At 34.4% G+C, this 20,608-nt stretch carries 24 protein-coding genes; 7 read left to right on the forward strand and 17 right to left on the reverse strand.

Features of this window, described 5'->3' with window-relative positions:
• The first annotated feature begins 557 nt into the window (after window positions 1–557).
• A complete protein-coding gene (locus FNW52_RS08290) occupies window positions 558–911 on the forward strand; it encodes a nuclear transport factor 2 family protein (RefSeq protein ID WP_221933391.1) in 354 nt (117 codons plus the stop codon).
• Between the two features lie 288 nt (window positions 912–1,199).
• Here FNW52_RS08290 and creD read toward each other — a convergent pair whose 3' ends face one another.
• Both creD and FNW52_RS08300 read right to left on the reverse strand, forming a co-directional pair.
• Entirely contained in the window at window positions 1,200–2,558 is a 1,359-nt protein-coding gene (creD, locus tag FNW52_RS08295; protein WP_143376995.1) for a cell envelope integrity protein CreD, read from the reverse strand.
• A gap of 12 nt (window positions 2,559–2,570) precedes the next feature.
• A complete protein-coding gene (locus FNW52_RS08300; RefSeq protein ID WP_143376996.1) occupies window positions 2,571–2,885 on the reverse strand; it encodes a hypothetical protein in 315 nt (104 codons plus the stop codon).
• Window positions 2,886–3,092: 207 nt separating this feature from the next.
• Between FNW52_RS08300 and FNW52_RS08305 the strand changes: the two genes are divergently transcribed.
• Window positions 3,093–3,275, forward strand: a complete 183-nt coding sequence (locus FNW52_RS08305; RefSeq protein WP_143376997.1) for a hypothetical protein — start codon at window positions 3,093–3,095, stop codon at window positions 3,273–3,275.
• Between the two features lie 9 nt (window positions 3,276–3,284).
• On the opposite strand, the gene FNW52_RS08310 is transcribed toward FNW52_RS08305, so the two are convergent.
• From FNW52_RS08310 to FNW52_RS08320, 3 genes are all read right to left on the reverse strand, one after another.
• Window positions 3,285–3,581, reverse strand: coding sequence for a transcriptional regulator (locus tag FNW52_RS08310; protein WP_143376998.1), 297 nt, complete (start codon window positions 3,579–3,581; stop codon window positions 3,285–3,287).
• Window positions 3,582–3,584: 3 nt separating this feature from the next.
• Window positions 3,585–4,256, reverse strand: coding sequence for a YiiX family permuted papain-like enzyme (locus FNW52_RS08315; protein WP_143376999.1), 672 nt, complete (start codon window positions 4,254–4,256; stop codon window positions 3,585–3,587).
• Window positions 4,257–4,328: 72 nt separating this feature from the next.
• The gene (locus FNW52_RS08320) at window positions 4,329–4,961 is read right to left on the reverse strand and encodes a hypothetical protein (RefSeq protein ID WP_143377000.1); all 633 of its coding nucleotides are present in this window, start codon (window positions 4,959–4,961) and stop codon (window positions 4,329–4,331) included.
• Window positions 4,962–5,035: 74 nt separating this feature from the next.
• Between FNW52_RS08320 and FNW52_RS08325 the strand changes: the two genes are divergently transcribed.
• Window positions 5,036–5,386 (forward strand): DUF1801 domain-containing protein, encoded by a 351-nt coding sequence (locus FNW52_RS08325; RefSeq protein WP_143377001.1) that lies wholly within the window; start codon window positions 5,036–5,038, stop codon window positions 5,384–5,386.
• Window positions 5,387–5,429: 43 nt separating this feature from the next.
• On the opposite strand, the gene FNW52_RS08330 is transcribed toward FNW52_RS08325, so the two are convergent.
• The 3 genes from FNW52_RS08330 to FNW52_RS08340 all read right to left on the reverse strand — a co-directional run bounded on the left by FNW52_RS08330 (window position 5,430) and on the right by FNW52_RS08340 (window position 7,845).
• Entirely contained in the window at window positions 5,430–6,290 is an 861-nt protein-coding gene (locus FNW52_RS08330; protein WP_143377002.1) for a hypothetical protein, read from the reverse strand.
• A 16-nt stretch (window positions 6,291–6,306) separates the two neighbouring features.
• On the reverse strand, window positions 6,307–7,125 hold the full coding sequence (kdsA, locus tag FNW52_RS08335) for a 3-deoxy-8-phosphooctulonate synthase (RefSeq protein ID WP_143377003.1): 819 nt from the start codon (window positions 7,123–7,125) through the stop codon (window positions 6,307–6,309).
• A 267-nt stretch (window positions 7,126–7,392) separates the two neighbouring features.
• Entirely contained in the window at window positions 7,393–7,845 is a 453-nt protein-coding gene (locus FNW52_RS08340) for a 2-dehydro-3-deoxyphosphooctonate aldolase (RefSeq protein WP_143377004.1), read from the reverse strand.
• A gap of 436 nt (window positions 7,846–8,281) precedes the next feature.
• Here FNW52_RS08340 and FNW52_RS08345 point away from each other — a divergent pair, with 436 nt between their 5' ends.
• Window positions 8,282–8,839 (forward strand): YeeE/YedE family protein, encoded by a 558-nt coding sequence (locus FNW52_RS08345; RefSeq protein ID WP_143377005.1) that lies wholly within the window; start codon window positions 8,282–8,284, stop codon window positions 8,837–8,839.
• Window positions 8,840–8,842: 3 nt separating this feature from the next.
• A complete protein-coding gene (locus FNW52_RS08350; RefSeq protein WP_143377006.1) occupies window positions 8,843–9,256 on the forward strand; it encodes a DUF6691 family protein in 414 nt (137 codons plus the stop codon).
• 221 nt (window positions 9,257–9,477) lie between these two features.
• Here the strand turns inward: FNW52_RS08350 and FNW52_RS08355 are convergent, their stop codons facing one another.
• The 6 genes from FNW52_RS08355 to FNW52_RS21285 all read right to left on the reverse strand — a co-directional run bounded on the left by FNW52_RS08355 (window position 9,478) and on the right by FNW52_RS21285 (window position 13,727).
• On the reverse strand, window positions 9,478–10,149 hold the full coding sequence (locus tag FNW52_RS08355; protein ID WP_143377007.1) for a lysoplasmalogenase: 672 nt from the start codon (window positions 10,147–10,149) through the stop codon (window positions 9,478–9,480).
• 8 nt (window positions 10,150–10,157) lie between these two features.
• Window positions 10,158–11,429 carry a sterol desaturase family protein gene (locus FNW52_RS08360; RefSeq protein ID WP_143377207.1) on the reverse strand — a complete coding sequence of 424 codons (1,272 nt, stop codon included), beginning with the start codon at window positions 11,427–11,429 and terminating at the stop codon, window positions 10,158–10,160.
• A 230-nt stretch (window positions 11,430–11,659) separates the two neighbouring features.
• Window positions 11,660–11,935, reverse strand: coding sequence for an ATP-dependent Clp protease adaptor ClpS (locus tag FNW52_RS08365; protein ID WP_143377008.1), 276 nt, complete (start codon window positions 11,933–11,935; stop codon window positions 11,660–11,662).
• A 43-nt stretch (window positions 11,936–11,978) separates the two neighbouring features.
• Window positions 11,979–12,812, reverse strand: a complete 834-nt coding sequence (gene prmA / locus FNW52_RS08370; protein WP_143377009.1) for a 50S ribosomal protein L11 methyltransferase — start codon at window positions 12,810–12,812, stop codon at window positions 11,979–11,981.
• A gap of 180 nt (window positions 12,813–12,992) precedes the next feature.
• Window positions 12,993–13,229: a hypothetical protein gene (locus tag FNW52_RS08375; RefSeq protein ID WP_143377010.1), complete on the reverse strand. Its 237-nt coding sequence runs from the start codon at window positions 13,227–13,229 to the stop codon at window positions 12,993–12,995.
• A 129-nt stretch (window positions 13,230–13,358) separates the two neighbouring features.
• Window positions 13,359–13,727 (reverse strand): DUF3667 domain-containing protein, encoded by a 369-nt coding sequence (locus tag FNW52_RS21285; RefSeq protein ID WP_143377011.1) that lies wholly within the window; start codon window positions 13,725–13,727, stop codon window positions 13,359–13,361.
• Between the two features lie 473 nt (window positions 13,728–14,200).
• Between FNW52_RS21285 and FNW52_RS08385 the strand changes: the two genes are divergently transcribed.
• Entirely contained in the window at window positions 14,201–15,340 is a 1,140-nt protein-coding gene (locus tag FNW52_RS08385) for a hypothetical protein (protein ID WP_143377012.1), read from the forward strand.
• Complete coding sequence (locus tag FNW52_RS08390; RefSeq protein ID WP_143377013.1) at window positions 15,300–17,654, forward strand: hypothetical protein; 2,355 nt, start codon at window positions 15,300–15,302, stop codon at window positions 17,652–17,654. Before FNW52_RS08385 ends, FNW52_RS08390 begins: the two co-directional genes overlap by 41 nt.
• Before the next feature lie 378 nt (window positions 17,655–18,032).
• Here FNW52_RS08390 and FNW52_RS08395 read toward each other — a convergent pair whose 3' ends face one another.
• The 3 genes from FNW52_RS08395 to FNW52_RS08405 form a co-directional block, all read right to left on the reverse strand.
• Window positions 18,033–18,839, reverse strand: a complete 807-nt coding sequence (locus FNW52_RS08395) for a hypothetical protein (protein WP_143377014.1) — start codon at window positions 18,837–18,839, stop codon at window positions 18,033–18,035.
• A gap of 230 nt (window positions 18,840–19,069) precedes the next feature.
• Complete coding sequence (gene tpiA, locus FNW52_RS08400; protein ID WP_143377015.1) at window positions 19,070–19,822, reverse strand: triose-phosphate isomerase; 753 nt, start codon at window positions 19,820–19,822, stop codon at window positions 19,070–19,072.
• 107 nt (window positions 19,823–19,929) lie between these two features.
• A complete protein-coding gene (locus FNW52_RS08405) occupies window positions 19,930–20,424 on the reverse strand; it encodes a TlpA disulfide reductase family protein (RefSeq protein WP_143377016.1) in 495 nt (164 codons plus the stop codon).
• Between the last annotated feature and the right edge of the window lie 184 nt (window positions 20,425–20,608).

Raw genomic sequence — 20,608 nt, forward strand, 5'->3', positions numbered from 1 at the left:
GTTTCAACGAATCCTACCCCAATTAATGAGCTAACCAAAGAAAAAACAGAGCTACATGTGTAAAGGGGATAAGCAGTTTGTTTTTTTACCACATAGGAACACATAATTTATAGTATTTGAAAAGAGTTTGATAGATGTTTTACTTTTTACATAGTCAATCTATGTGAAAAAAGTATTATTTTCTATTCATTCTTTAATTATTAGTTATAAATCTATATGACTATTCGTGACTAGTACCATTTCACAGAATAAATTAGTTGTTGAATGTTTTTCACAAACTTTATCCTTTCTGTTCTTTGCGTCTCTGCGACTTTGCGAGCCCAATTTCACGTAAAGTCGCAGAGACGTAAAGTATATTTTCAATATTTAGACTCTTGGTATGAGTTACGGACAGTCATATAAATCTATGTGTCTATGTGGTTCATTTTTTATTTAAACAGAATTACACCCAACGGGTTAGGTATAACATAAAATTGGTAATTTTATAAAACAATAAAAAATGTTTGGGTTAAAAAAATCAATAGTAAAGAATGTCCAACCATTCAAAAGACAGCAACATGAGCAATAAAAAAGTAATAGAAAACTATATGGAAGGTTTTAGAAAAGGCGATCATGGTCAAATTTTATCCTGTTTGACAGACAATGTGGTTTGGGAAATGTCGGGACTTTTCTATAAAGTAGGTAAGGAGGCATTTGATAAAGAAATAGAAAACGATGCTTTTACAGGTAAACCTAAAATTACATTAATTCGAATGGTTGAAGAAGGCAATATTGTAGTTGCCGAAGGTTCAGTAACCTGCCAAATGAAAAACGGTGAACTCTTGGATGCTATGTTTTGTGATGTATTTCATTTTGAAGGAGATAAAATCAAACAGCTAACTGGGTATTTAATGCAAAATAAACAATTGTAACAATAAAATTCCACGTTTCTTGTAACATCCTCCTAATACTTCGATAAACTTTGTAGAGAATGCATGCCGAATTAATTAATCTATTTTAAAAATAATATTGTTGAAAAACGGAATGCCCCTAGCCCTGATTACTTCACTACACTTTTATTTTAATTGGAGTTCAGTGAACTTCGTTTGCAGCGGTATTCTTTTTGTCTCGTTTTTTTACGAGACAAAAAGATACAAGCGGATAGCAGGAATAGCTCCTCCCTTCGGCTATGCTCAGGATAAAAATTTATTTATTCCCCTTTATTTATTCCAATCAATTTTTCTGGAGAAATACATTACGGCTGCGAGTATACCAAATAAACCGATGCTTCCCACCAATAGGGCATAGTTTTCCAGTTGAATAATGACATAGATAAAGGTGTATAATCCTGTGAGCGATGCGGCAATAAACATGGGGAATTTACGGCCTTTTAGGATCGAAACGGAGTATAGCGATATCAATGTGATGACTGCCGTTGCCGCGATTAAGTAGGCTTTCATGAAACTGCTGTGCTCGGTGATGGAAATTAGTAAGGTGTAAAATAAAATCAGTGCCAACCCAATCATTGAATATTGAAAAATATGAATCCTGATTTTGCTAATCGATTGGATTAGGAAGAAAATCAAAAACGTTAAGCCAATTACTAGAAAGCCATATTTTGCGGCTCTTTCGTTTTGTTGGTATTGGTTTACGGGAATCACAAAATCGACTCCAAAAGCATAGGTGCCTAAATCGGGTAAAATTTCAAAGAATTGTTGCGAAAAGGCTCTGTTGATGTGAAGGATTTTCCAATTGGCCATAAAACCGTTGGCATCTATTTTTTTTGTTTTATCATCGGGAAGGAAATTGCCAGTAAAACTCGGTGAACTCCAGTTGGATTGCATGTTTAGCTGTGTGGTTTTGCCAATAGGAACTATTTTTATTTGTTTGCTTCCATTGTAGGTAATGTCAAAACCAAAGTTGGTTTTGTCGGTTTTTAAAACAGTTTTCAAGTCGATAAAACCCGTTTCTAAGGCTTGTGTAGTATCGTTTAAGTTGGTGCTGTAAACGGGTTCAAAAGTGAATTTGTTTCCGCCAAGATTGATTTTCACTTCGTCTTTGATGCTTTTCAGATTAGTGGTTTTTATCAAAATAGTAGCTTTGTTCCATTGAATATTTTCGGTTGGGATATTTTTGCTGCTAAAGTCGGGCTGAATGTAATGACCTTCAAAATTCATTTTGGAGCTGTACACCACCGATTCATAGTTATTTCGATTGAGCACTTTGGTCGTAACATTAGATTTGGCTTTCAAATCTTCTGGGAAGAAATAGGCGTATTTGGTAATGGCTTTTCGTTGTTTTACCGTTTCATTCGTTTTTTGGTTGATGGATAGCGTTTCATCAAAAGTAGTGTAAGGGACTTTTAATATTGGGCCGTAGAAAAAGACGCTTTCGCCCCATTTGTCATTGATTTCGGTGATGACTTCTTCCTGACGATTGGAGCGTTCGAATATCAAGCTTTTGACAAATTCCAGAGGAATAAGCAAAAGGAGTGTTAGCAATCCTACCATGATCATTTTGGCAGTATTCGATTGAAAAAAAGGGGTTGGAGTGGGATTTTGATTTTCTGGTGTTTCCATGTTTTTTGTTGTTTAGTAATTAGTGATAATGCTATAGAGGTATAGTGTTGCAACAGGAATATTGCACAATAAAAGGATGATTTTTAGCGCTAAATTTTCTCGTTCATCAGGTAAAATGATACAAAGGAAAATGAGATAAAGTAGCATTATAGAATTAATGACGATTGCAAAAAAGACATAACATAAACCGATCATAAAGATCATGTTCTTATTAGGTATGGCTTTGTATGCAAGAAGCAGTAAAGTTCCAATGGCAAATGAACCGATAGCCAATTCATTAGAAAAAGCCCATTTGTAATAGGATTTTGTTCGGTTTGGTGTTTCCATATTTGGATTTTTACAGTTAAGAATTATAATAGTTGAAGTGTTTTTAGAATATTGAAGTATACGAATGCGATGGGAACGTTGCTCAATAGAATTATAATTTTTACTCTAATGTATTTCCGCCGTTGAGGTAAAATGTAAAAAGAGTATAGTAGATGAGTGAGCATTATGGCATTGAGCGGTAAAGCCAGAATAATAAAGATGCACCCAATGATAAAAATAAAAGAAGTGTCCTGCAGCGTTAGAAAAAGAGTGAAAAATAGTGTGCCAATGGTAAAGCAGCCAACAGCAAGTTCTGTAGCAGTTCTGGCTTCAAAAGGTTCTTCTTGGGTTAGGGTGGTTTGCATGATTTTAGATTTTAAAAGTACTTTGAATTTCAAAGTAAATGATTAAAAAAATAGGTTATCGTTTCTGTATTAATTTTTCGAGTGCTGTAATGTGATCTTGGAAGGCTTTGCGGCCATCTTTGGTTGTTCTGTAGCTTGTATTTGGTTTTTTACCTATGAATTGTTTTTCAATGGCAATGTAATTTTCCAGTTCTAAGGCTTTGGTGTGACTGGCCAGATTGCCGTCAGTAACGCCCAGTAATTCTTTCAAAGTACTAAAATCGGCCGATTCATTGACCATCAAAACCGACATGATTCCAAGTCGTATGCGATGATCAAAAGCTTTATTTATATTTTGAATAATGTTTTTCAAATCTTAGTAAGTATCAATTATGGTGGTTACTATTTTAGAGTTTTCAAGGCTTGATGGCGCAACTACGCTTTCTTCAAGTGGAATATTATTTCCATATCTTTCGGCTAATATAGCTTGAACTCTAGTGTCTTTTAGATTAAAATCTTTTAATTTTTGGAGTGGACACAATTCGATTCCAGCTCCGTTTTTGTATATTTTCCAGATCAATTCGGAACAATATATTTTATCGTCAGACCATTCAAAATACAGATCGTAATCTTTATTTTTCAATTGGTTTCCGTAGGTCTTCATTTTTTGAATCGTTTCAGGATTCAAAACTACCGATGCATTTTTTAGTCTTGTTACCACAAAATGGTTCTCTTTTCCGTGGGTAATCCAGGCTTCGAGCGGAGTATATTTTATGGGTTGTACGGCTTCAAAAACATATTTTTTGCCCTTCGCAATAAGGACAATACCACAGTGAGAAAATTTGGAGTTCGTTGCAATCCGAATCGCTTCACACTGTTTGGATTGAGAAGTTTGAAAAATCATATCGCCCTCTTGTATTTTATCTAATACGCTAACGGCTCGAGTGCCAAAAAGAATGTTCCCAAACATCGAATTGGCAATGAATAAAGCACATCCAAAACTCATCAGAAAGGTAACTGTCGCAAAAATATACTTTGTCTTTTTCATATTTGTTCTTGTTGAATTCTACTTCCAAAATCCAAAATCTAAAATCTGCAATCTAAAATCTAAAATCTAAAATCACTCTCTGTCGTACTTAAAATACATCATACTACCATAAAGGATATGACAAATTCCAAAACCCAAAGCCCAAAATTCTAAGGCATAACCAGATAATTCGGTAGCAATAAGACCAAGAATGATAATTGTAATTCCTAGATAGCGAACATCTCTGAGCGTGTATTTACTGGCGTTTACACAAGACAATCCGTAAAAAATTAAAGTGACTGGCGCTATTAAACCATAGCTTCCGTTTCGTAACAATAACAAACCAAAAATCCCTCCAGTAACTAGTGGGATCATAAAGTTGGCCAAGAGCCTTTTTGAAGCGGTATTCCATACTGTTTCTCCTTCTCTTTTTGCTTTATTAAAGGTTAGTAATGCAGCAGTAGTGATCGACAAAAGTAATACAACAAAAGCTGTTAAAATAATAAGCTTGAAAGTGGTGCTTTCTAAAGTAATGATAGCGTCTGTATTGCTGTAATTATCGTAACCATTGTTATTATTCTGAATCAATTCATGGGCAATATAGGCGCCAATCAAAGCATATACGCCAGCCATTACCCCAGCCAAACCACTCAATGAGATAAACTGTGAGGATTTGTTCATCATGTTTTTGATGTCGCTAATGTCTTGTAAATATTTATCTTCCATTTATAAAGTACTTTGAATTGCAAAGTAAAGGATAATATTTAAGAATACCAATATTTTTTAATTATTTTTATATAATGAAAATAACAGACGAATACATCTACCGCCAACCCGAAAAGTATCAATCAATAGTTTTACACTTAATAAGTGTGTTTGAACGGGCTATTCCTGAATTGGAACTGTTATTCAAATGGGGAATTCCATATTTTTATTATAAGAAAAAGCCTTTTTGTTATTTGGCTCCCAATCATAAAAAAGGTTTTGTAGATGCTGGTTTTGCTCGCGGATTTCAATTAAATAGAAATCAAGATTGCCTTGTTGACGAAAAAAGGAATACCGTAAAGTCACTTCGTTATTTTGGTTTAGAGGAGATAGATAATACTGTATTGGAAGATGTGATACGAGAAGCAGCAACTTTGTATAAATAAAAAAATCCCCCGAAGGAGATTTTGATTTCAGGTATTAAAAGAATTATAGTCTAAAGATGCCTCCAAAAGAAACGATAGTTTCTCCGTACCAAAAATGGTGTTGAGCATGATCATTTTCATAAGTTGTTCTTACATCTGTCATGTTAATATAACCACCTTTTAATTCGGTTTGCATGTAAAAATGTTTGAAGAAAGTAAAATTTAAACCAGCATCAGCAGAAAAACCGTATCCTGAAATATGAAACTCATCGTGTCTTGGTTTTTGTAAAACTGTAGCGTCTGTTCTCGGAATCAATAATCCCATTCCTACTCCTTGTGTCAAATTTAGTTGAAAGATATCGGTATTTGAAATGCCAAAAATTGAAGAGATATCTGTGTAATAAGCTACTTCAGTAAAGACATAATTTAATCCATTTGTATGTTCAAACTTTAAAAATTTACCGTCAGTTAAATCTATTGGTTTGTTATTGTAAGTTCCGTTAAATTGAGAACCGACTTCAGCCAAAGGCAAATTAATAGTTCCATTAATCATCGCTGTTTGATTTTGAGTCATCACATATTTCATGTGATCAACCCCAATAGAAACATTAAATTTGTCGTGGAAAAAATACCCGATTTTCCAATTGGTCTGTGATGAAGTTAACTTTCCAGGCTTAATATAATCGATATTCCAACCTTTTGGTAAATCATGAGATTGTGCATTTTCTACTGTAAAATTGTATCCCTCTCCTTCAAAATGTAAATCAGAAGTGGTGTAATAACTTCTATTTCCTCCCCAATGTGCAAATAACTTCCCTTTGTTGTGTGCAGTGTATCTTTCAGTAGTCGATATGTCCTCTTGGGCAAAAGCGCTAATAGATGTAAAAAGAGCTAAAAAGGCAATGTGTAAAAAGCTTGTTTTCAATGTATTCTGTTTAAATTTAAAATTGATTTATGGTTTGTCTAATAGCAACCAATTTGGTCATTAGCGCTTCAAAGTAATCTAAATGTAACATATTGGCACCATCACTTTTAGCATTTGCTGGGTCAAAATGAGTTTCTATAAAGATTCCATCTACACCTACAGCAATACCAGCTTTGGCAACAGTCTCAATCATATCGGGTCTTCCGCCAGTTACACCTGCCGTTTGGTTGGGTTGTTGTAACGAATGGGTAACATCTAGAACCGTTGTAGCATATTGCTGCATAGTAGGAATCCCACGGTAATCTACAATCATGTCTTGGTAGCCAAACATAGTCCCGCGATCCGTAACCATCACGTTTTGATTGTTGCAATCCAATACTTTTTGAACCGCATGTTTCATGCTTTCTGGACTCATGAATTGCCCTTTTTTCAGGTTCACTATTTTTCCGGTATTGGCAGCAGCCACCACTAAATCCGTTTGTCGAACAAGAAATGCTGGAATTTGCAACACATCTACGTATTCTGCAGCCATAACCGCATCTTCATTAGTATGAATATCGGTAACAGTTGGTACACCAAAAGTTTTAGAAACTTTTTCTAGTATTTTAAGTGCTTTTTCGTCTCCAATTCCAGAGAAACTATCTATTCTAGAACGATTTGCTTTCTTAAATGACCCCTTAAAAACATAAGGAATTTGTAATTTATCGGTAATGCCTACTAATTTTTCTGCAATTCGCATCGCCATTTCTTCGCCTTCAATAGCACATGGGCCAGCCAGTAAAAAGAAGTTACCGCTCTCAGTATGTTTGATTTGTGGAATATGATGTATGTTCATAAGGTGTGTTTTTTTGAAAGTGCAAAGGTAGTTAGGAATTACGATTTCCTAATTACTTTTTGTAAATATTTTTTGAATGATTACTTCGCCAGTTTGCTATCGCTCAATGTCATTAAGGTTAAGGATTAATTGACAAAATGATTGCTGATTTTTGATTAACGATTTTTGATTTAAGATGGGGTAAACCTTGTAAAATCGAAAATCTTAATTTTCACCAACACCAAATCTGAAATCAAAAATCGTTAATCTTCAATCTTTAAATTTCAATTATATTTTCTTCAAACTAAGACCAACCGGAATCATCAACAATCCTCTTTCGTAGATGTTCAAATATAAAATCACTGGTTTTTTCAAGCCTTCCCAGTTCAACTCGTACACATCCAGAAAACCTGCTCCCATGTCACTGTTTTTGGTTGGGAATGGGCAACAGTTTTCCATTTTGGTATAGGTAATTTTTTCTCCTTTTGGTCCAGCCAAAGCATTCAAGAAATACTTTTGGTTGATCGTGTCATTTTTGGTACCTCTGTAGTAGATATTGATCGGGTAATCTTTATCATAACCGTATTTTTTGTCTTTGCTGTATTGTGTAATAATAAAGGAATTGTTTTTACCCACAACAGGCTCAGGAGCACTATTGTCTATGTTTTTTAAAGAAGATTTAATACTTCCGCATGAAGTTATAATAAGTAGTAAAGCAATAAAAAGAACTGTTTTTTTCATGTGTTTAGAGTTGATTATTATTATTATTATTCTAATTTAAAGGTTTAGTTGCTATTCCAAAATTAATCAAATGGTAAGTATCATTTAGTTGGATATTGAACTTTATGATTGATATTATTACTATTACCACGAATTGAGTTAGTTTTGGAAATTATTAAAAAACAAGGTAGCCACGATGGTTATCGGGATGCGCTAATTTACACGAAAAACGGAGTGTTTTAATTTTACAAATTTCTTTAAACCAGATAAAATTTGTGCAATTCAATTTTAAAATTGAATATAATTTGTGACAATTCGTGAATCGCGATAACCATCGGGACGTGGCAAAATTTTTCTCCCATTGAATTCGTGTTAGAATCTTATTGTTTTTACAAATGTAACATTTCTCACATTAGGATTGCTTTATCCTTTTTATCTTTGTTCAAAAAGAAACACTATGAATATTATTTTTCAAACATGGCCTTGGTATGTATCGGGGTTTTTAATCGGGATGGTAATGCTGTCTCTCATTTATTTCGGAAAGAATTTTGGTATGTCAACCAATCTTCAATCGTTATGCTCCATGACGGGATTGGGAAAACGGATTGACTATTTTAATTTTGATTGGAAAGCCAATCGCTGGAATTTTCTAGTAGTGCTAGGCGCTATGGCAGGAGGGTTTGTGGCCGTTCATTTTATGGGGGATCCTTCTAATGTTAGTATCAATCCCAAAACGATAGTGCAATTATCCCAGATGGGTATCGATGCTCCCAATGGTCAATTAATGCCCGACGCCTTATTTGGAAGCCAAGTTTGGCAATCACCCAAAAGTATTTTCATCCTTCTTATTGGTGGGGTTTTAATTGGTTTCGGAACGCGTTATGCTGGCGGATGTACATCGGGACATGCCATTTCGGGGTTAAGTAATTTGCAATTGCCTTCTTTGAAAGCGGTTATTGGTTTCTTTATTGGCGGATTGATTATGGCTCATTTTTTATTACCCTTACTTTTTTAGACTATGAATGTATTAAAATATTTTCTCGTTGGATTCCTTTTTGGAATTGTTCTCACAAAATCCGAAGCGGTTTCTTGGTACCGTATTTACGAAATGTTTCAATTTCAATCCTTTCACATGTACGGAATCATTGGGGTTGCCGTTGCAACAGGGGTTATTGGTGTTCAAATCATCAAAAGGAAAAACATCAAAGATATAAATGGCCTGCCTATTGAAATTTTGGATAAAGAAAATAGTTCTATCAGATATTTGGTAGGAGGGATTTCCTTTGGATTGGGTTGGGCATTGGTAGGTTCTTGTCCCGGACCTATTTTTATATTGATTGGAGCAGGATTTCTGCCTGTAATTATTGTACTTATTGGTGCATTGATTGGTACTGTTATTTATGGCGCTTTGAGAAGTAAATTACCTCATTAATCCTAACAATCTTTTATGAAAAAAGCATTTTCTAATCGGAAAATGCTTTTTTTTGGGAGTTGTGTTATTTGAATGAATGTCTTGTTCTACGTGAGCGTGAGAGATAGAAGCTAGCTACCGAAGTAGCGCGGATAGCTCGACAGCATTAAGGAAAGAGGCCGAATAAGCGGTATCTATAGTTGGCCTCTTTTCTTAATGGTGGCACGCCCTAAATGACATTTTTATTTCACCCCATTCAACTTTAAAATCCCTTTCACGATTAAATATTGCGCCATGCAATAGGTAGCCATAATGAAAAACGAAGCATGTGTTATAGGAGCATAAAACTTATTGAAAGCCAAAATACTATCCGAACTCACAAATACAATGGCTCCGATAAGAATGTAATTATTTGCGGGTATGGACCATTTTAAACTGCCTTTGAAAGCAAAGAAAAGCATCGTGGTAATCACAAGGGCATAGACCAAAACGGGAATTTTTAGAGCACCCAGTTTAGGAAATAAAGTGTTGATCATGATAAAGAAATAGGTCAGTATGGCTAGACTTCCCAACCAGAACACCTCTTTTTTATCGTTGGTTCTCGTGTTTTGTTGTTTGCTAAAAAGTACAATATAAACCACATGGGATAGGAGGAAAGCCACTAGTCCGAAGATGAAATACAGTTCACCTTTGTCTGTAAATAATAGAATAATGTCGCCTATCCAGGAAAAAGTCAATGCCATTAACAGAATTTTTTTGGTGGGAAAACTTTCAGCAACAGCAACAGCCACTAGTAAAATAGGAAGCAAAAGAGGCTTCATATACCAATCGAATCCCTCTAAATTGAGGAAAAGGATAATAAGATAAAGAACGGTAAAACCAATATAAGTTTTGAGAAGTAAAGATGTTTTCATGCAGTTATTTATGAGATTGGTATTGCAATTTTTTTTGTTTTAAAATTGCTGTTTACAAAGTAAATGGTAATGAACAATGACAGAACAAGGTAACCTATTATAATCGAACTAGCAAAAGGAAATAGTGTGTTCATTCCAAACCAATCACCAAGATAAACGATAATAGCGATGCCAAATAGAAACCGAATCCCTTCCCAAAATACTGCTATTTTTCGAGTATCCATCAATTCGGTATAGCTGTAAACGGTTAAGAAAATAAAGGCACCATAAATAAATACGTTGGGTAAACCAATAATTGCTATTGATTTGTACATATAGGTAATGAATAATAATGTGGTTATGACTTGGAATAAAGACCAATACATTAATTTATTAGAATGTTGTGCGCCGTATTTTTCAAACGCATAAACATTGGTAATTTTGTTTACTGGGTATTTTTCTTCAAAGTTTTCAGGTCTCCAACCTGTAGGTTTGAACCAAATGGTGAGTTTGTCTTTCCATTTTTCGGCTCGCCAGGCATCGGTAATCAATAACCAGAGGTGTTGGAAATTAATGCGGAAGGGATTCCACGTTTGAGCGGGTCTCGTAATGCCAAAAACTGGAGGGACAGTATCTAATTCTTCTTGAAAAGTACCGAAGATTTTATCCCAAATAATGAATATTTGCGAATGGTTTCTGTCCATATAAATGGGATTGATGGCATGATGCACGCGGTGGTGGGAGGGAGTAACGAGTATTTTTTCCAGAAAACCCATTTTTTTGATGTGCTTGGTATGGTACCAAAACTGTAAAAATAAATGGATAGGAAGTATAATGGCAATTACTTTTGGCGGTACACCCAATAGTGCTGCAGGAATCAATAAAAAAGTAAATAGATTGACAAAACTGGAAACCGTTTGGCGCAAAGCACAAGCCAGATTAAATTCTTCGCTGCTGTGGTGAATGGCGTGTTTGTTCCATAAAAAATTAATTTGGTGGGACAAGCGATGACTCCAATAACCATAAAAATCAATAACTATAAATCCGATGATATAGGCCAAAAGGTTGGATTCCAAATGCATTATGGCAAACTTACTTTCAAACCATTGATAAGAAATAAGAGTAATGCTAAGACCTAAAACATCTTTTACAGAATTAACCATTCCAGAGCTTACACTTGATACTGAATCCATAGTTGGAGCTGTGTCTTCTCCTTTATAATGACCGTATATTTTTTCGATTACAATTAAGATCAAAAAAATAGGCATAACAAAAACTAAAATTTTACCGTATTCTTCCATTTTTGGGATATTTTTTTTCAAATATAAAATAATTGTTGGTATTGTTATGAGGTTTGATTAATATTTACATTTTGTTTTGTGTATTTAATAATGATATTTTTTTGTTTGTAGCCATTGTCGGAAATATTTTTCAGTTTTGATACTGACAAACAATAAAAAAAAACCTATTTAAGATTGGTGATATCTTAAATAGGTTTCATCAAAAACTCATTTTTTGGAAATGGTATAACTTATATTATTTCGGCATTTAAGCCAGCAGCCAGTAATCTGGTGCATTGTGCTTTTAACTTATCGTATTCGCCTGTTTTTACGGTACATTTTCCGTTGTAATGTACTATTAGCGAACATTGTTCTGCTTGAATGGCGGTGTGACCACAAACCCGAATTAAAGTGTCGATAACGTGGTCAAAAGTATTCACATCATCATTGTACACTATTATTTCGTTATTGATAGTAGTTACATCTTCTACTTTTACTCTTTCTCTTATTTTTTCTTTGGTACTCATGTTTTTAGGTTTTGTACTTCTGTTGATAATAAAAAAACTATGTCTAATTTACGTATTTTAATGATACCCAGTTGTTTCTTTGAAATTTTTTAACATAGGTTAATCCTTTTTCGGTGCAAGATGCATCGATATACGGAATGTCTTCTTCGTAAAAACCGCTAAAGAGTATGGTTCCTTTTGGATTTAGACAATCTACATAACTTTGCATATCGTTTAGCAAAATGTTTCTGTTGATGTTGGCTATGATTAAATCGTATTTTTTGTCTTTCAGTAAAGCGGCATCACCTTCATAAACGGTAATGTGCTTGCAATTATTGCGTTCGGCATTTTCTATAGAGTTCAAATAACACCAGTTGTCAATATCAATAGCGTCTATAGGTTGAGCTCCTTTCATTTCGGCAAGAATGGCAAGAATCGCAGTTCCGCAACCCATGTCTAGTGTTTTCATGCCAGTAACATCTATTTCTAATAAATGTTGGATCATCATGTGTGTCGTCTCGTGATGTCCTGTGCCAAAACTCATCTTTGGTTCGATTATAATATCAAATTCGGCATTGGTTTTCGGATGGAAAGGGGCGCGTACATGACAATTTCCCTCTACATCTATCGGCTCAAAGTTTTTTTCCCATTCTTCATTCCAGTTTACTTGCTCGATTTCTTCAAAAGTATAATCGATTTTGAATTCTTCTGAATCTAAAATTTGAATACCATCCAATATCATTTCGTCCCAAAGGTCTTTTTGTACAAAAGCAGAAATTCCAGTTTCGGTTTCAGTAAAACTTTCAAAAGCTTTTTCGCCCAACTCTGCAATTAAAATTTCCGAACCCAACTCTTTTGGTTCTATGGTAAAATGATACCCGATATAAATGTTTGACATGTTTAAATTTTTTTGCAAAGGTAACAATAGGATGCAATCCTTTTTTGAATTTTTTCAACTATTTTAGGACTGCTTGTAATGGGCTTTGGAATATGAAGGATATGTTACCTTCTTTGAAGAGCTGTTATGGTGTTGTGAAAGGGCTCCGTCCGTTAGTTTTTGGAGGAACCATCTACTTGATTAGTGATGGCTAATTTTCACTATTAACGTTCCGATAATCAATAGTGTTGTTATGAATGATAAAAAACCTAAAACAATAGCGATACCCGATTTAATATAATTAATTATTTTTCGTTCCCCATAAAATTGTCCAATTGCCCAGATAGTGTAAATAATTAAAGTAGGCCCAACCAAATTTCCAATAGTAAAATTTTTGGTTATACCCATTCCAATTAAAAATACTGATGATATAAGCATTCCTTCGCCTATAACATAGCATAATAAAACTGTGATTTCAACAATATTGTATTTTGGCTTTCTAAAAATAGGTTTAACCCATAATGCAATGAAAAGTCCTAAGATTAAATTTGTATAGCCTAGATGTGCTTATAACCAATTATCTACGAATGTCAAATCAATATTTTTTTCTTTTAACTGCATATCATTTATACTGAGATATTGATAGCTAAGGTGAAAATAATGCACGACAATTGTAAAAATCAGTGAAGCAAAAATCAGAAAAATTACCGGTTTAACCTGCTTGACTCTGTCTTCAAGAATGTATTCTCTTACGACTTTACCCGGTCTAATTAATAATTCTTTTGTTATAAGAAAAAAACCTTTTTCAAGATGAAATAAATGTTGAATTTCGTGAGAAATGTAATGGAAGTCCAATTTCTTTACTATAGCTGACTGTCCACAATTGGAACAGTAGTTTTCGAGTATTTTAGTATCACATTTTCTACAATTATTCATTTTAATTTAATTCGTTTTTTGTTAATAATTATTGCTAACTCGTATAGGTCTGGTACCCGTCACAAAATAGCATAGATCTACCTTGTTTTAGGTGATTTTGTGATAGAATGATATTTCTCACTTATAAAGTAAGGTTGCGTGTAAATGTATAAAATAGTTTTTATTTAAGGAATCAATTTTTATTTATAACCAATGATTTTACTTACCAATAAGAATGTCAAGCTATTTTGCATTAAAAAAAAACATTCTTTTTTGTTTGGTAATGTTGATGTAAATTTTAGGTTTTCTTATTTAGTAATGAGGTTGTTGTGCTCGCAAGAGGGATAGAAGCTAGCTACCGAAGTCTTGCCCAAAAGATGATGTGAATTTGGATTGAAAATGGTCGGAAAAGGCTTTTAATTTTTAGGGATTGGGGGTGAAATATAAAGGAATTAGTATTAATTTCGCCTTGGTATAAACAGTTATAGTAACTTATGAAAAAAGCAATTTTGATCTCTTTTTTGTTTGTGATTTTAGTGAGTGGTAGAGGGGTGAAACCAGAGGTGGTGCGGTCTTTTTGTTACTGGAAAACCACTCACGATGCAAATTCAACGGATGATTCCTTGGTAAAATCGATGCGGGTAAAACACCTGTATGTTCGGTTTTTTGATGTGGATTGGAATCCTTATGCCAGCGAACCGCAACCCGTGGCGACGGTACGTTCTGTGAATTGGGATGTGGAGCAACTGGAGATTACGCCTAGTATTTTTGTGACGAATGAGGTGGTGCTTCTAGCCAGTAAAAAGCAGCTGGACTCGCTGGCTGATCGCATAAAAAACAGGGTTGCAACTGTGATGGAAGAATATCAAACGGAACAGGCTCGTGAAAAGGCGTATAAAATAGCCCATGAAAAATATGATTCGGGGGCTGCTAATCATAAAGTTTGGCTCAATACGGATTCTATTGCTAAAATCGAGAAGGGGAAAATAAAGCTGAATTGCAAGGAGATTTTAATCGATTGTGATTGGTCTGAAAAGTCGAAGAAGAACTATTTCTATCTCTTGCAAAGGCTGAAATTGAGTTTTCCGCAGTATGCACTTTCGGCTACGGTACGGCTTTGGCAGTACAAATACAGGGAGAAAGCGGGGATTCCGCCTGTGGATAAAGGCTTGCTGATGTGTTATAACTTGACGAGTCCTACGGATCATACCACCGAAAATTCTATTGGCACGAGCAAAGAAGTCGAGGATTATATTACTCAGGATGGGTATGCATTGCCGTTGGATTTGGCATTGCCGTTGTACAGTTGGTCGGTGGTTTTTAGAGGGAATCAGTTTAAGGGGATTTTGTCTGATTATGATGCTTTTGTGACAGATACGCTTCGTTTTAAGAAAGTGAGTGCGAGTCGCTACGTGTTTCAAGATGATATTTTGATTGGCGATTCTTATTTTAGAAATGGAGACGAGATTCGGATTGAGAAAATCTCGGATGTCGAAATCAAAAAGATGATTGGAGTCTTGAAATCTAAAATTACGATTACCGATCAAACCAAAGTGACCTTTTTTTCATTTGATAAAAAATACATTAACGATTATGGAATTGAAAATATATCCAACTATTATTCGCTTTTTTAGCCTTTTATTTTTTTTATTAGGGTTTAATGGTGCTCTGGCTTGCGGTTGGTCTGAAAGTCCCGAGATTTCGCGATTGGCATTATTCCGTGCGGAACGGAACGATTTTTTGAAACTTCGGTTTTTGACGTATTCGGCAGATAGTTATGCGACTCCCAATGTTTTTTCGACACTAGATCAAAAGCAAAATTGTCTTGAATGGCAAAAGCAATTGAGTCTAGACATCAATCCAGATGATGTGTACGCGATTCTGTACGAAACGGATTCGGAGGTATTTCAGTCGGCGTATCAATCGAAATCGCTTGCCACTGTTTTTGCAAAGAATACTTTTGTTGGGAAACTTTTACTATCTAAAAACAAAAAGTTTCTAGACTATTTGGTTTTTGCCAAAAAACTAGAGTACAACAATATGGGCGGGTACAAATGGGAAACTTGGAATAATCTGAATTACGGATACGATTCGGAAAATAAATTCGTAGCCACTTTGGGGGATTATGATAAAAAACTAAGCTCGACCAAGGATGGGTTCTTGAAGCAGCGTTATGCTTTTTTGTTGCTTCGAATGAGTTATTACGATGGAAAGCCACAAGAAGTGACTCGGTTGTACGAGACTTATTTTGCGACTAAACCCAATACTATTTTGACACCTTGGGCTTTGTATTTTAGAGCGTTGTGTGCAGATAACCAAGCGTTACAAAACTATTATTTGAGTCAAGTTTTTGTTTCCTGCGATGAGAAAACCAACGCTGTGATGCAACATTATGATCGTACTTTGACTGCGCAAACTTTGAGTTATGCTCAAAACGATACCGAAAAAGGAAATATTCTTGCGCTCGAATGTATGCGTAATCCCGCGCCACAACTGGAAACTTTGAAACAGATTTATGGGTACAATCCCGATTCGGTTTATTTTAGTTTTTTGGTAGGGAGAGAGGTCAATAAACTGGAAGATTGGATTTTTACTCCCAAATACACTCAAAGCAGCCCTTCGGTTGTTTTGGATAATGAGGAATGGTATCAAGATTATGAGAAAGCGAAAGCCAAAAATTACGCCAAGGATATGGGGTATTTAAAAGAGCTGAGACTATTTTTTACAGAAATTGCGACTTCGGCTAAGGGGGAGCAGCAGGATTACCTTTATTCGGCTATTGCGCAGTTATGTTTTATTGAGGACCAAGTAGATTTGGGGAAGAAATACGTGAATATGATTTCAAAAGAGGCCAATGCTTCTATTGCGTTGCAGTCTAAAATCCAGTTGGCTTTGGTGGCTTTGAAACAAAATGATATTCAGAGTGAGGGGACAAAAAAACTGTTGTTTGACTGTTTTAATTCGATTGAAAATGCGGTAGATCTAGATCACGGCCTTTTTAAAAGTATGTATAGTTTTTATAGAATTGTAGCTGTGGAATATGCCAAAAAAGGAGATGAAGCCACTGCTGGATTGTTATTTCTAAAATCGAATACTAAGAAAGCGAATGACGAGGATGGTTGGGGGTTTTATCCCTATTTCTATAATTATTTGGGCTATTTTGATCGTTTTGCTACGATAAAAGACATGGATAATTTGATGGCTCTGATTACAAAAAAGGACAAAACGCCTTTTGAAAACTACATTTGTACAGGAACGACGACTGCCGATATCAATGTATATCGAGATTTGAAAGGTACGATTGCTTTTAGGGATTCTAATTTGGAATTGGCGTACAAAACTTTTGCGGAAATGCCGAAGAATTTTTGGATTCGAAATTATGAGTTTAAAAACTTTTTGAACGAGGATCCGTTTTTTCCTAAAATACTGGTCAGCACCAAAGAAAGGAAGTTTGATTATGTTTTTAATAAAGCCGAATTTGTAAAAACACTCTTGGAACTTAAAAAGAAAAACACGGCAGAAAGTAACCTAAAATTGGCTCATGCTTTTTTTAATGTTTCGTATTGGGGAAATGCCTGGATGATGACTTCGTATGGTTGGACGAGTAGTTTTGGTGATGAATATTCGGATTATATTTTTGGAGGTAATCGATCGGAACGCGAAAAGAAGTATCAAAACGGGAATTATTTCAATTGTAATTTGGCTAAAAGTTACTATCAAAAAGTATTGTTTCTTTCTAAAAGTAAAGAAGAGAAAGCCTTGGCGAGTTTAATGATTTTTGAATGTGATTATGTGAGTTTTGCTACAACGACCAATTTATTAGGTGTTGAAAATGCTAATTTTAATCACGGAAAAGAGATTTATAGTTTTAATTCTATTTATAGGAATACCCAAACTTTTAAGAAATACAATTGCCCTTTGTTGCAGGATTTTATTAATATTAAATAGTCTATTTTATAAAGAATTTTATCGTGTAGAGCTAAAGGAGTTGTGTTCGCAAGAGGGATAAAAACAAACGTCATTAAGTTGAGCTGTTTCAATCGTCACTTCGAGTGATTTTGTACATTAATGCGATAGCTTTAATGTTTAAAATTGTATCGAGAAGCCTTCGAAACGTAAGGTTCTCGATACTTCGTAATAATTTTCTATCGCAAATTATTACTCTTCCGATAACTGTCGGAATCGAACTGACGAATTTATAACTTATATGGTGTTGATATAGAGGCAAGTAATCAAAGTAACGTAAGTGGTAAGACCTTATTAGAGATAGGCGATTCTGATATATAAAAAAAGCGGTAGAAATGATTTCATACCGCTTTTTGTGTTCTAATTGTTTTTGAGATTATCAAATACTTTTATGAGGTCGTGAATGGGTTTTAGTGAAATCTCTGTACCACTTTCACCATTTTCGGCGTAATCAAAAGGATTGTCAAGATCTTTGATTAATAAAAACATGTAGGAGATTAAAAAGGTAACCAGTAAGGTAAAAAATAAGGAAGCATAAAAAGGGTCGATTTTGATGATGATTAAGCAAAATGCAATTAGGAACCCCATGGCTTCTAAAATGGCGTAAGCCGATCCGATAAAGTCGGTTTCCCTGATGGTATCAATTCTCAAAACCATTTTTCGGATGTTATTTTGTTCATTTTTCATTTTGATAACATAACCTGCTTGAATGCCTTCGTTATCTAATTCGATTAGAAAATCGTTTATTTGGCTTATCTTTTCCAGAACGGATACTGTTGTTTCTCTTTTGTAAAACCAGTCCATCAAAGAATGAATAAATTGTTTTTGGAATTCGATAAATTCTAATGCATTTTGAGAGTTTTTGCCTTTGTAAACGGTATAGGCATCATCATATAGTGTTTTTATGGAAGCCGAAAGTTCACTAGGTAATTTTTCACTTTCCTTGTAATCTGAAAGAACACCGCTGATAAGAAACCCAATTAGGAAAATGGTACCCGCTATTAAACTGGTAAATAGTGCGTTTAATTCGATTAGCTCGAAGCCAAACTTATGGGATAAAATTTTTAAAACAGCAATTGATAGAATTATAGGAATGATTCGGAATGCAATAGACCATTTTTGCCATATTTTATTGGACTTTTTTTTAATCGTTTTTGGGACTTTCATAAATTTTTTATTGTTGTTTTTTGTTCTGTTTTTATGATTTATGACAGGGATTTATTTTCGGCAAATTTCGGGATTTATCTATGAAATTCAAATTTATTGTTTCCGTTTAATTCAGGTTTTGCAAAGCTATTTTTGAAGTAAGGCAAAATAAAAAAAACCTATTCATTTATAGAACAGGTTCATTTAGTTGTTTACTTAAAAAGTAAATTTAAAATAATAGAAACTATTATTTAGATTGAAGTTACAATTGCAATAAAATCTTTTGCATTAAGAGCTGCACCACCAATAAGACCACCATCTACATCTGGTTTAGAGAAGATTTCTTTGGCATTGTCTGGTTTTACACTTCCACCGTAAATGATAGAAACATCTTCTGCAATATCGCTTCCAAAAGCTTTACGAACCGTTTCTCTTATAAATAGGTGCATTTCTTGTGCTTGATCTGGCGAAGCCGTTTCTCCTGTACCAATAGCCCAAACAGGCTCATAAGCTAAAACAATTTTCTCCCAATCTTTGGCTTCTATATGAAATAAACCGTCTTTCAATTGGTTCTCAACAATATTAAAATGATTTCCAGATTGACGATCTTTTAGCTCTTCTCCAAAACAGAAAATAACGGTCATGTCATGTTGCAAAGCAGTATTTACTTTGCTTGCAATCAATGCATCTGTTTCGTGAAATATAGCTCTACGTTCTGAGTGACCTAAAATTACATTGCTTACTCCAACGCTTTTAAGCATTTCCGCAGAGATTTCACCTGTAAAAGCACCACTTTCTGCTTGGTGTACATTTTGTGCAGCAACAAATATATTAGAGTGTGTTAAGTTTTCGACTGCCGAAGCCAAGTTTACAAATGTTGGCGCAACGATTACTTGTGCAGAGGTTTCCGCTGGAATTTGAGATAATAATTCGTTTAATAATTCTTTAGTTTGTGCTGCATTTTTATGCATTTTCCAGTTTCCTGCTACAATCTTCTTTCTCATTTTTTAGTTGTTTTTAGTAGTGTTTAAATTTGTATAATTGTTTTAAAAAAGCAATAATAGAATTCCAAATTTCATTGCCATTGGAATTGTCATTGAAATTCCCATTGCTATTGAAATTGTTTTAGCGTTGCATTTATTTGATCAAAATCAGTTTCTATAGCGCGATAGAGTGCAATTTTTCCAGTTTGATCAATGATAATGTATCTTGGAACCCAATCAAGATCTATAGCTTGTCCAAAAACTCCTTTCATACCATCATTGGCCATATAATGATCTCCTTTGAGTTCATGCTTTTGAATTCCTTCTTTCCACTTGTCTGCAGTTTTGTCCATAGAGAGAAATACAAAAGAAACATTTTTATTTTGTTCTTGCAATTCTTTTATTTTTGGCATTGCTTTTACACAATCGCCACACCATGAAGCCCAAACTTCTATGACGGTAGTTTTACCTTTATAATTTTTTAGAATATTTTGAAAAGAGGTTTGTTTTCCAGCAGTGGTTAGCAAAGTTTCGGAAAGTGCTTTTTTAGAAAACGCTGTTTTCTGAGCATTAGTACAAGAAAATGTTACAAAAGCAATAATTAATAAGGCAGTTTTTTTCATTTAATATATAATTTACACAAAGTTAACCAAAGAATTGACAAAGGGAGAGGTGTAATTAAGAATTTTGACGTCAAAATCATTAAATGTATTAGCAATATCGTTATAGTTACTATTTTTTTTACAAAATTAAAAAAAGAAAAATTCAATTAGCATTAAGGAATAAAAAAAACCTTGCAGAAATATG

Origin of the sequence: Flavobacterium sp. ZT3R18 (assembly GCF_007097385.1) — a bacterium.
In the GTDB taxonomy this organism is placed as follows: domain Bacteria; phylum Bacteroidota; class Bacteroidia; order Flavobacteriales; family Flavobacteriaceae; genus Flavobacterium.

What these genes read in the sequence shown, in the direction of transcription:
- FNW52_RS08290 (WP_221933391.1), top strand. Translation starts at nt 558, where the DNA reads ATGAGCAATAAAAAAGTAATAGAAAACTATATGGAAGGTTTTAGAAAA.
- creD (WP_143376995.1), bottom strand. Translation starts at nt 2,558, where the DNA reads ATGGAAACACCAGAAAATCAAAATCCCACTCCAACCCCTTTTTTTCAA.
- FNW52_RS08300 (WP_143376996.1), bottom strand. Translation starts at nt 2,885, where the DNA reads ATGGAAACACCAAACCGAACAAAATCCTATTACAAATGGGCTTTTTCT.
- FNW52_RS08305 (WP_143376997.1), top strand. Translation starts at nt 3,093, where the DNA reads ATGATAAAAATAAAAGAAGTGTCCTGCAGCGTTAGAAAAAGAGTGAAA.
- FNW52_RS08315 (WP_143376999.1), bottom strand. Translation starts at nt 4,256, where the DNA reads ATGAAAAAGACAAAGTATATTTTTGCGACAGTTACCTTTCTGATGAGT.
- FNW52_RS08320 (WP_143377000.1), bottom strand. Translation starts at nt 4,961, where the DNA reads ATGGAAGATAAATATTTACAAGACATTAGCGACATCAAAAACATGATG.
- FNW52_RS08325 (WP_143377001.1), top strand. Translation starts at nt 5,036, where the DNA reads ATGAAAATAACAGACGAATACATCTACCGCCAACCCGAAAAGTATCAA.
- kdsA (WP_143377003.1), bottom strand. Translation starts at nt 7,125, where the DNA reads ATGAACATACATCATATTCCACAAATCAAACATACTGAGAGCGGTAAC.
- FNW52_RS08340 (WP_143377004.1), bottom strand. Translation starts at nt 7,845, where the DNA reads ATGAAAAAAACAGTTCTTTTTATTGCTTTACTACTTATTATAACTTCA.
- FNW52_RS08345 (WP_143377005.1), top strand. Translation starts at nt 8,282, where the DNA reads ATGAATATTATTTTTCAAACATGGCCTTGGTATGTATCGGGGTTTTTA.
- FNW52_RS08350 (WP_143377006.1), top strand. Translation starts at nt 8,843, where the DNA reads ATGAATGTATTAAAATATTTTCTCGTTGGATTCCTTTTTGGAATTGTT.
- FNW52_RS08355 (WP_143377007.1), bottom strand. Translation starts at nt 10,149, where the DNA reads ATGAAAACATCTTTACTTCTCAAAACTTATATTGGTTTTACCGTTCTT.
- FNW52_RS08360 (WP_143377207.1), bottom strand. Translation starts at nt 11,429, where the DNA reads ATGGAAGAATACGGTAAAATTTTAGTTTTTGTTATGCCTATTTTTTTG.
- FNW52_RS08365 (WP_143377008.1), bottom strand. Translation starts at nt 11,935, where the DNA reads ATGAGTACCAAAGAAAAAATAAGAGAAAGAGTAAAAGTAGAAGATGTA.
- prmA (WP_143377009.1), bottom strand. Translation starts at nt 12,812, where the DNA reads ATGTCAAACATTTATATCGGGTATCATTTTACCATAGAACCAAAAGAG.
- FNW52_RS08375 (WP_143377010.1), bottom strand. Translation starts at nt 13,229, where the DNA reads ATGCTTATATCATCAGTATTTTTAATTGGAATGGGTATAACCAAAAAT.
- FNW52_RS21285 (WP_143377011.1), bottom strand. Translation starts at nt 13,727, where the DNA reads ATGAATAATTGTAGAAAATGTGATACTAAAATACTCGAAAACTACTGT.
- FNW52_RS08385 (WP_143377012.1), top strand. Translation starts at nt 14,201, where the DNA reads ATGAAAAAAGCAATTTTGATCTCTTTTTTGTTTGTGATTTTAGTGAGT.
- FNW52_RS08390 (WP_143377013.1), top strand. Translation starts at nt 15,300, where the DNA reads ATGGAATTGAAAATATATCCAACTATTATTCGCTTTTTTAGCCTTTTA.
- FNW52_RS08395 (WP_143377014.1), bottom strand. Translation starts at nt 18,839, where the DNA reads ATGAAAGTCCCAAAAACGATTAAAAAAAAGTCCAATAAAATATGGCAA.
- tpiA (WP_143377015.1), bottom strand. Translation starts at nt 19,822, where the DNA reads ATGAGAAAGAAGATTGTAGCAGGAAACTGGAAAATGCATAAAAATGCA.
- FNW52_RS08405 (WP_143377016.1), bottom strand. Translation starts at nt 20,424, where the DNA reads ATGAAAAAAACTGCCTTATTAATTATTGCTTTTGTAACATTTTCTTGT.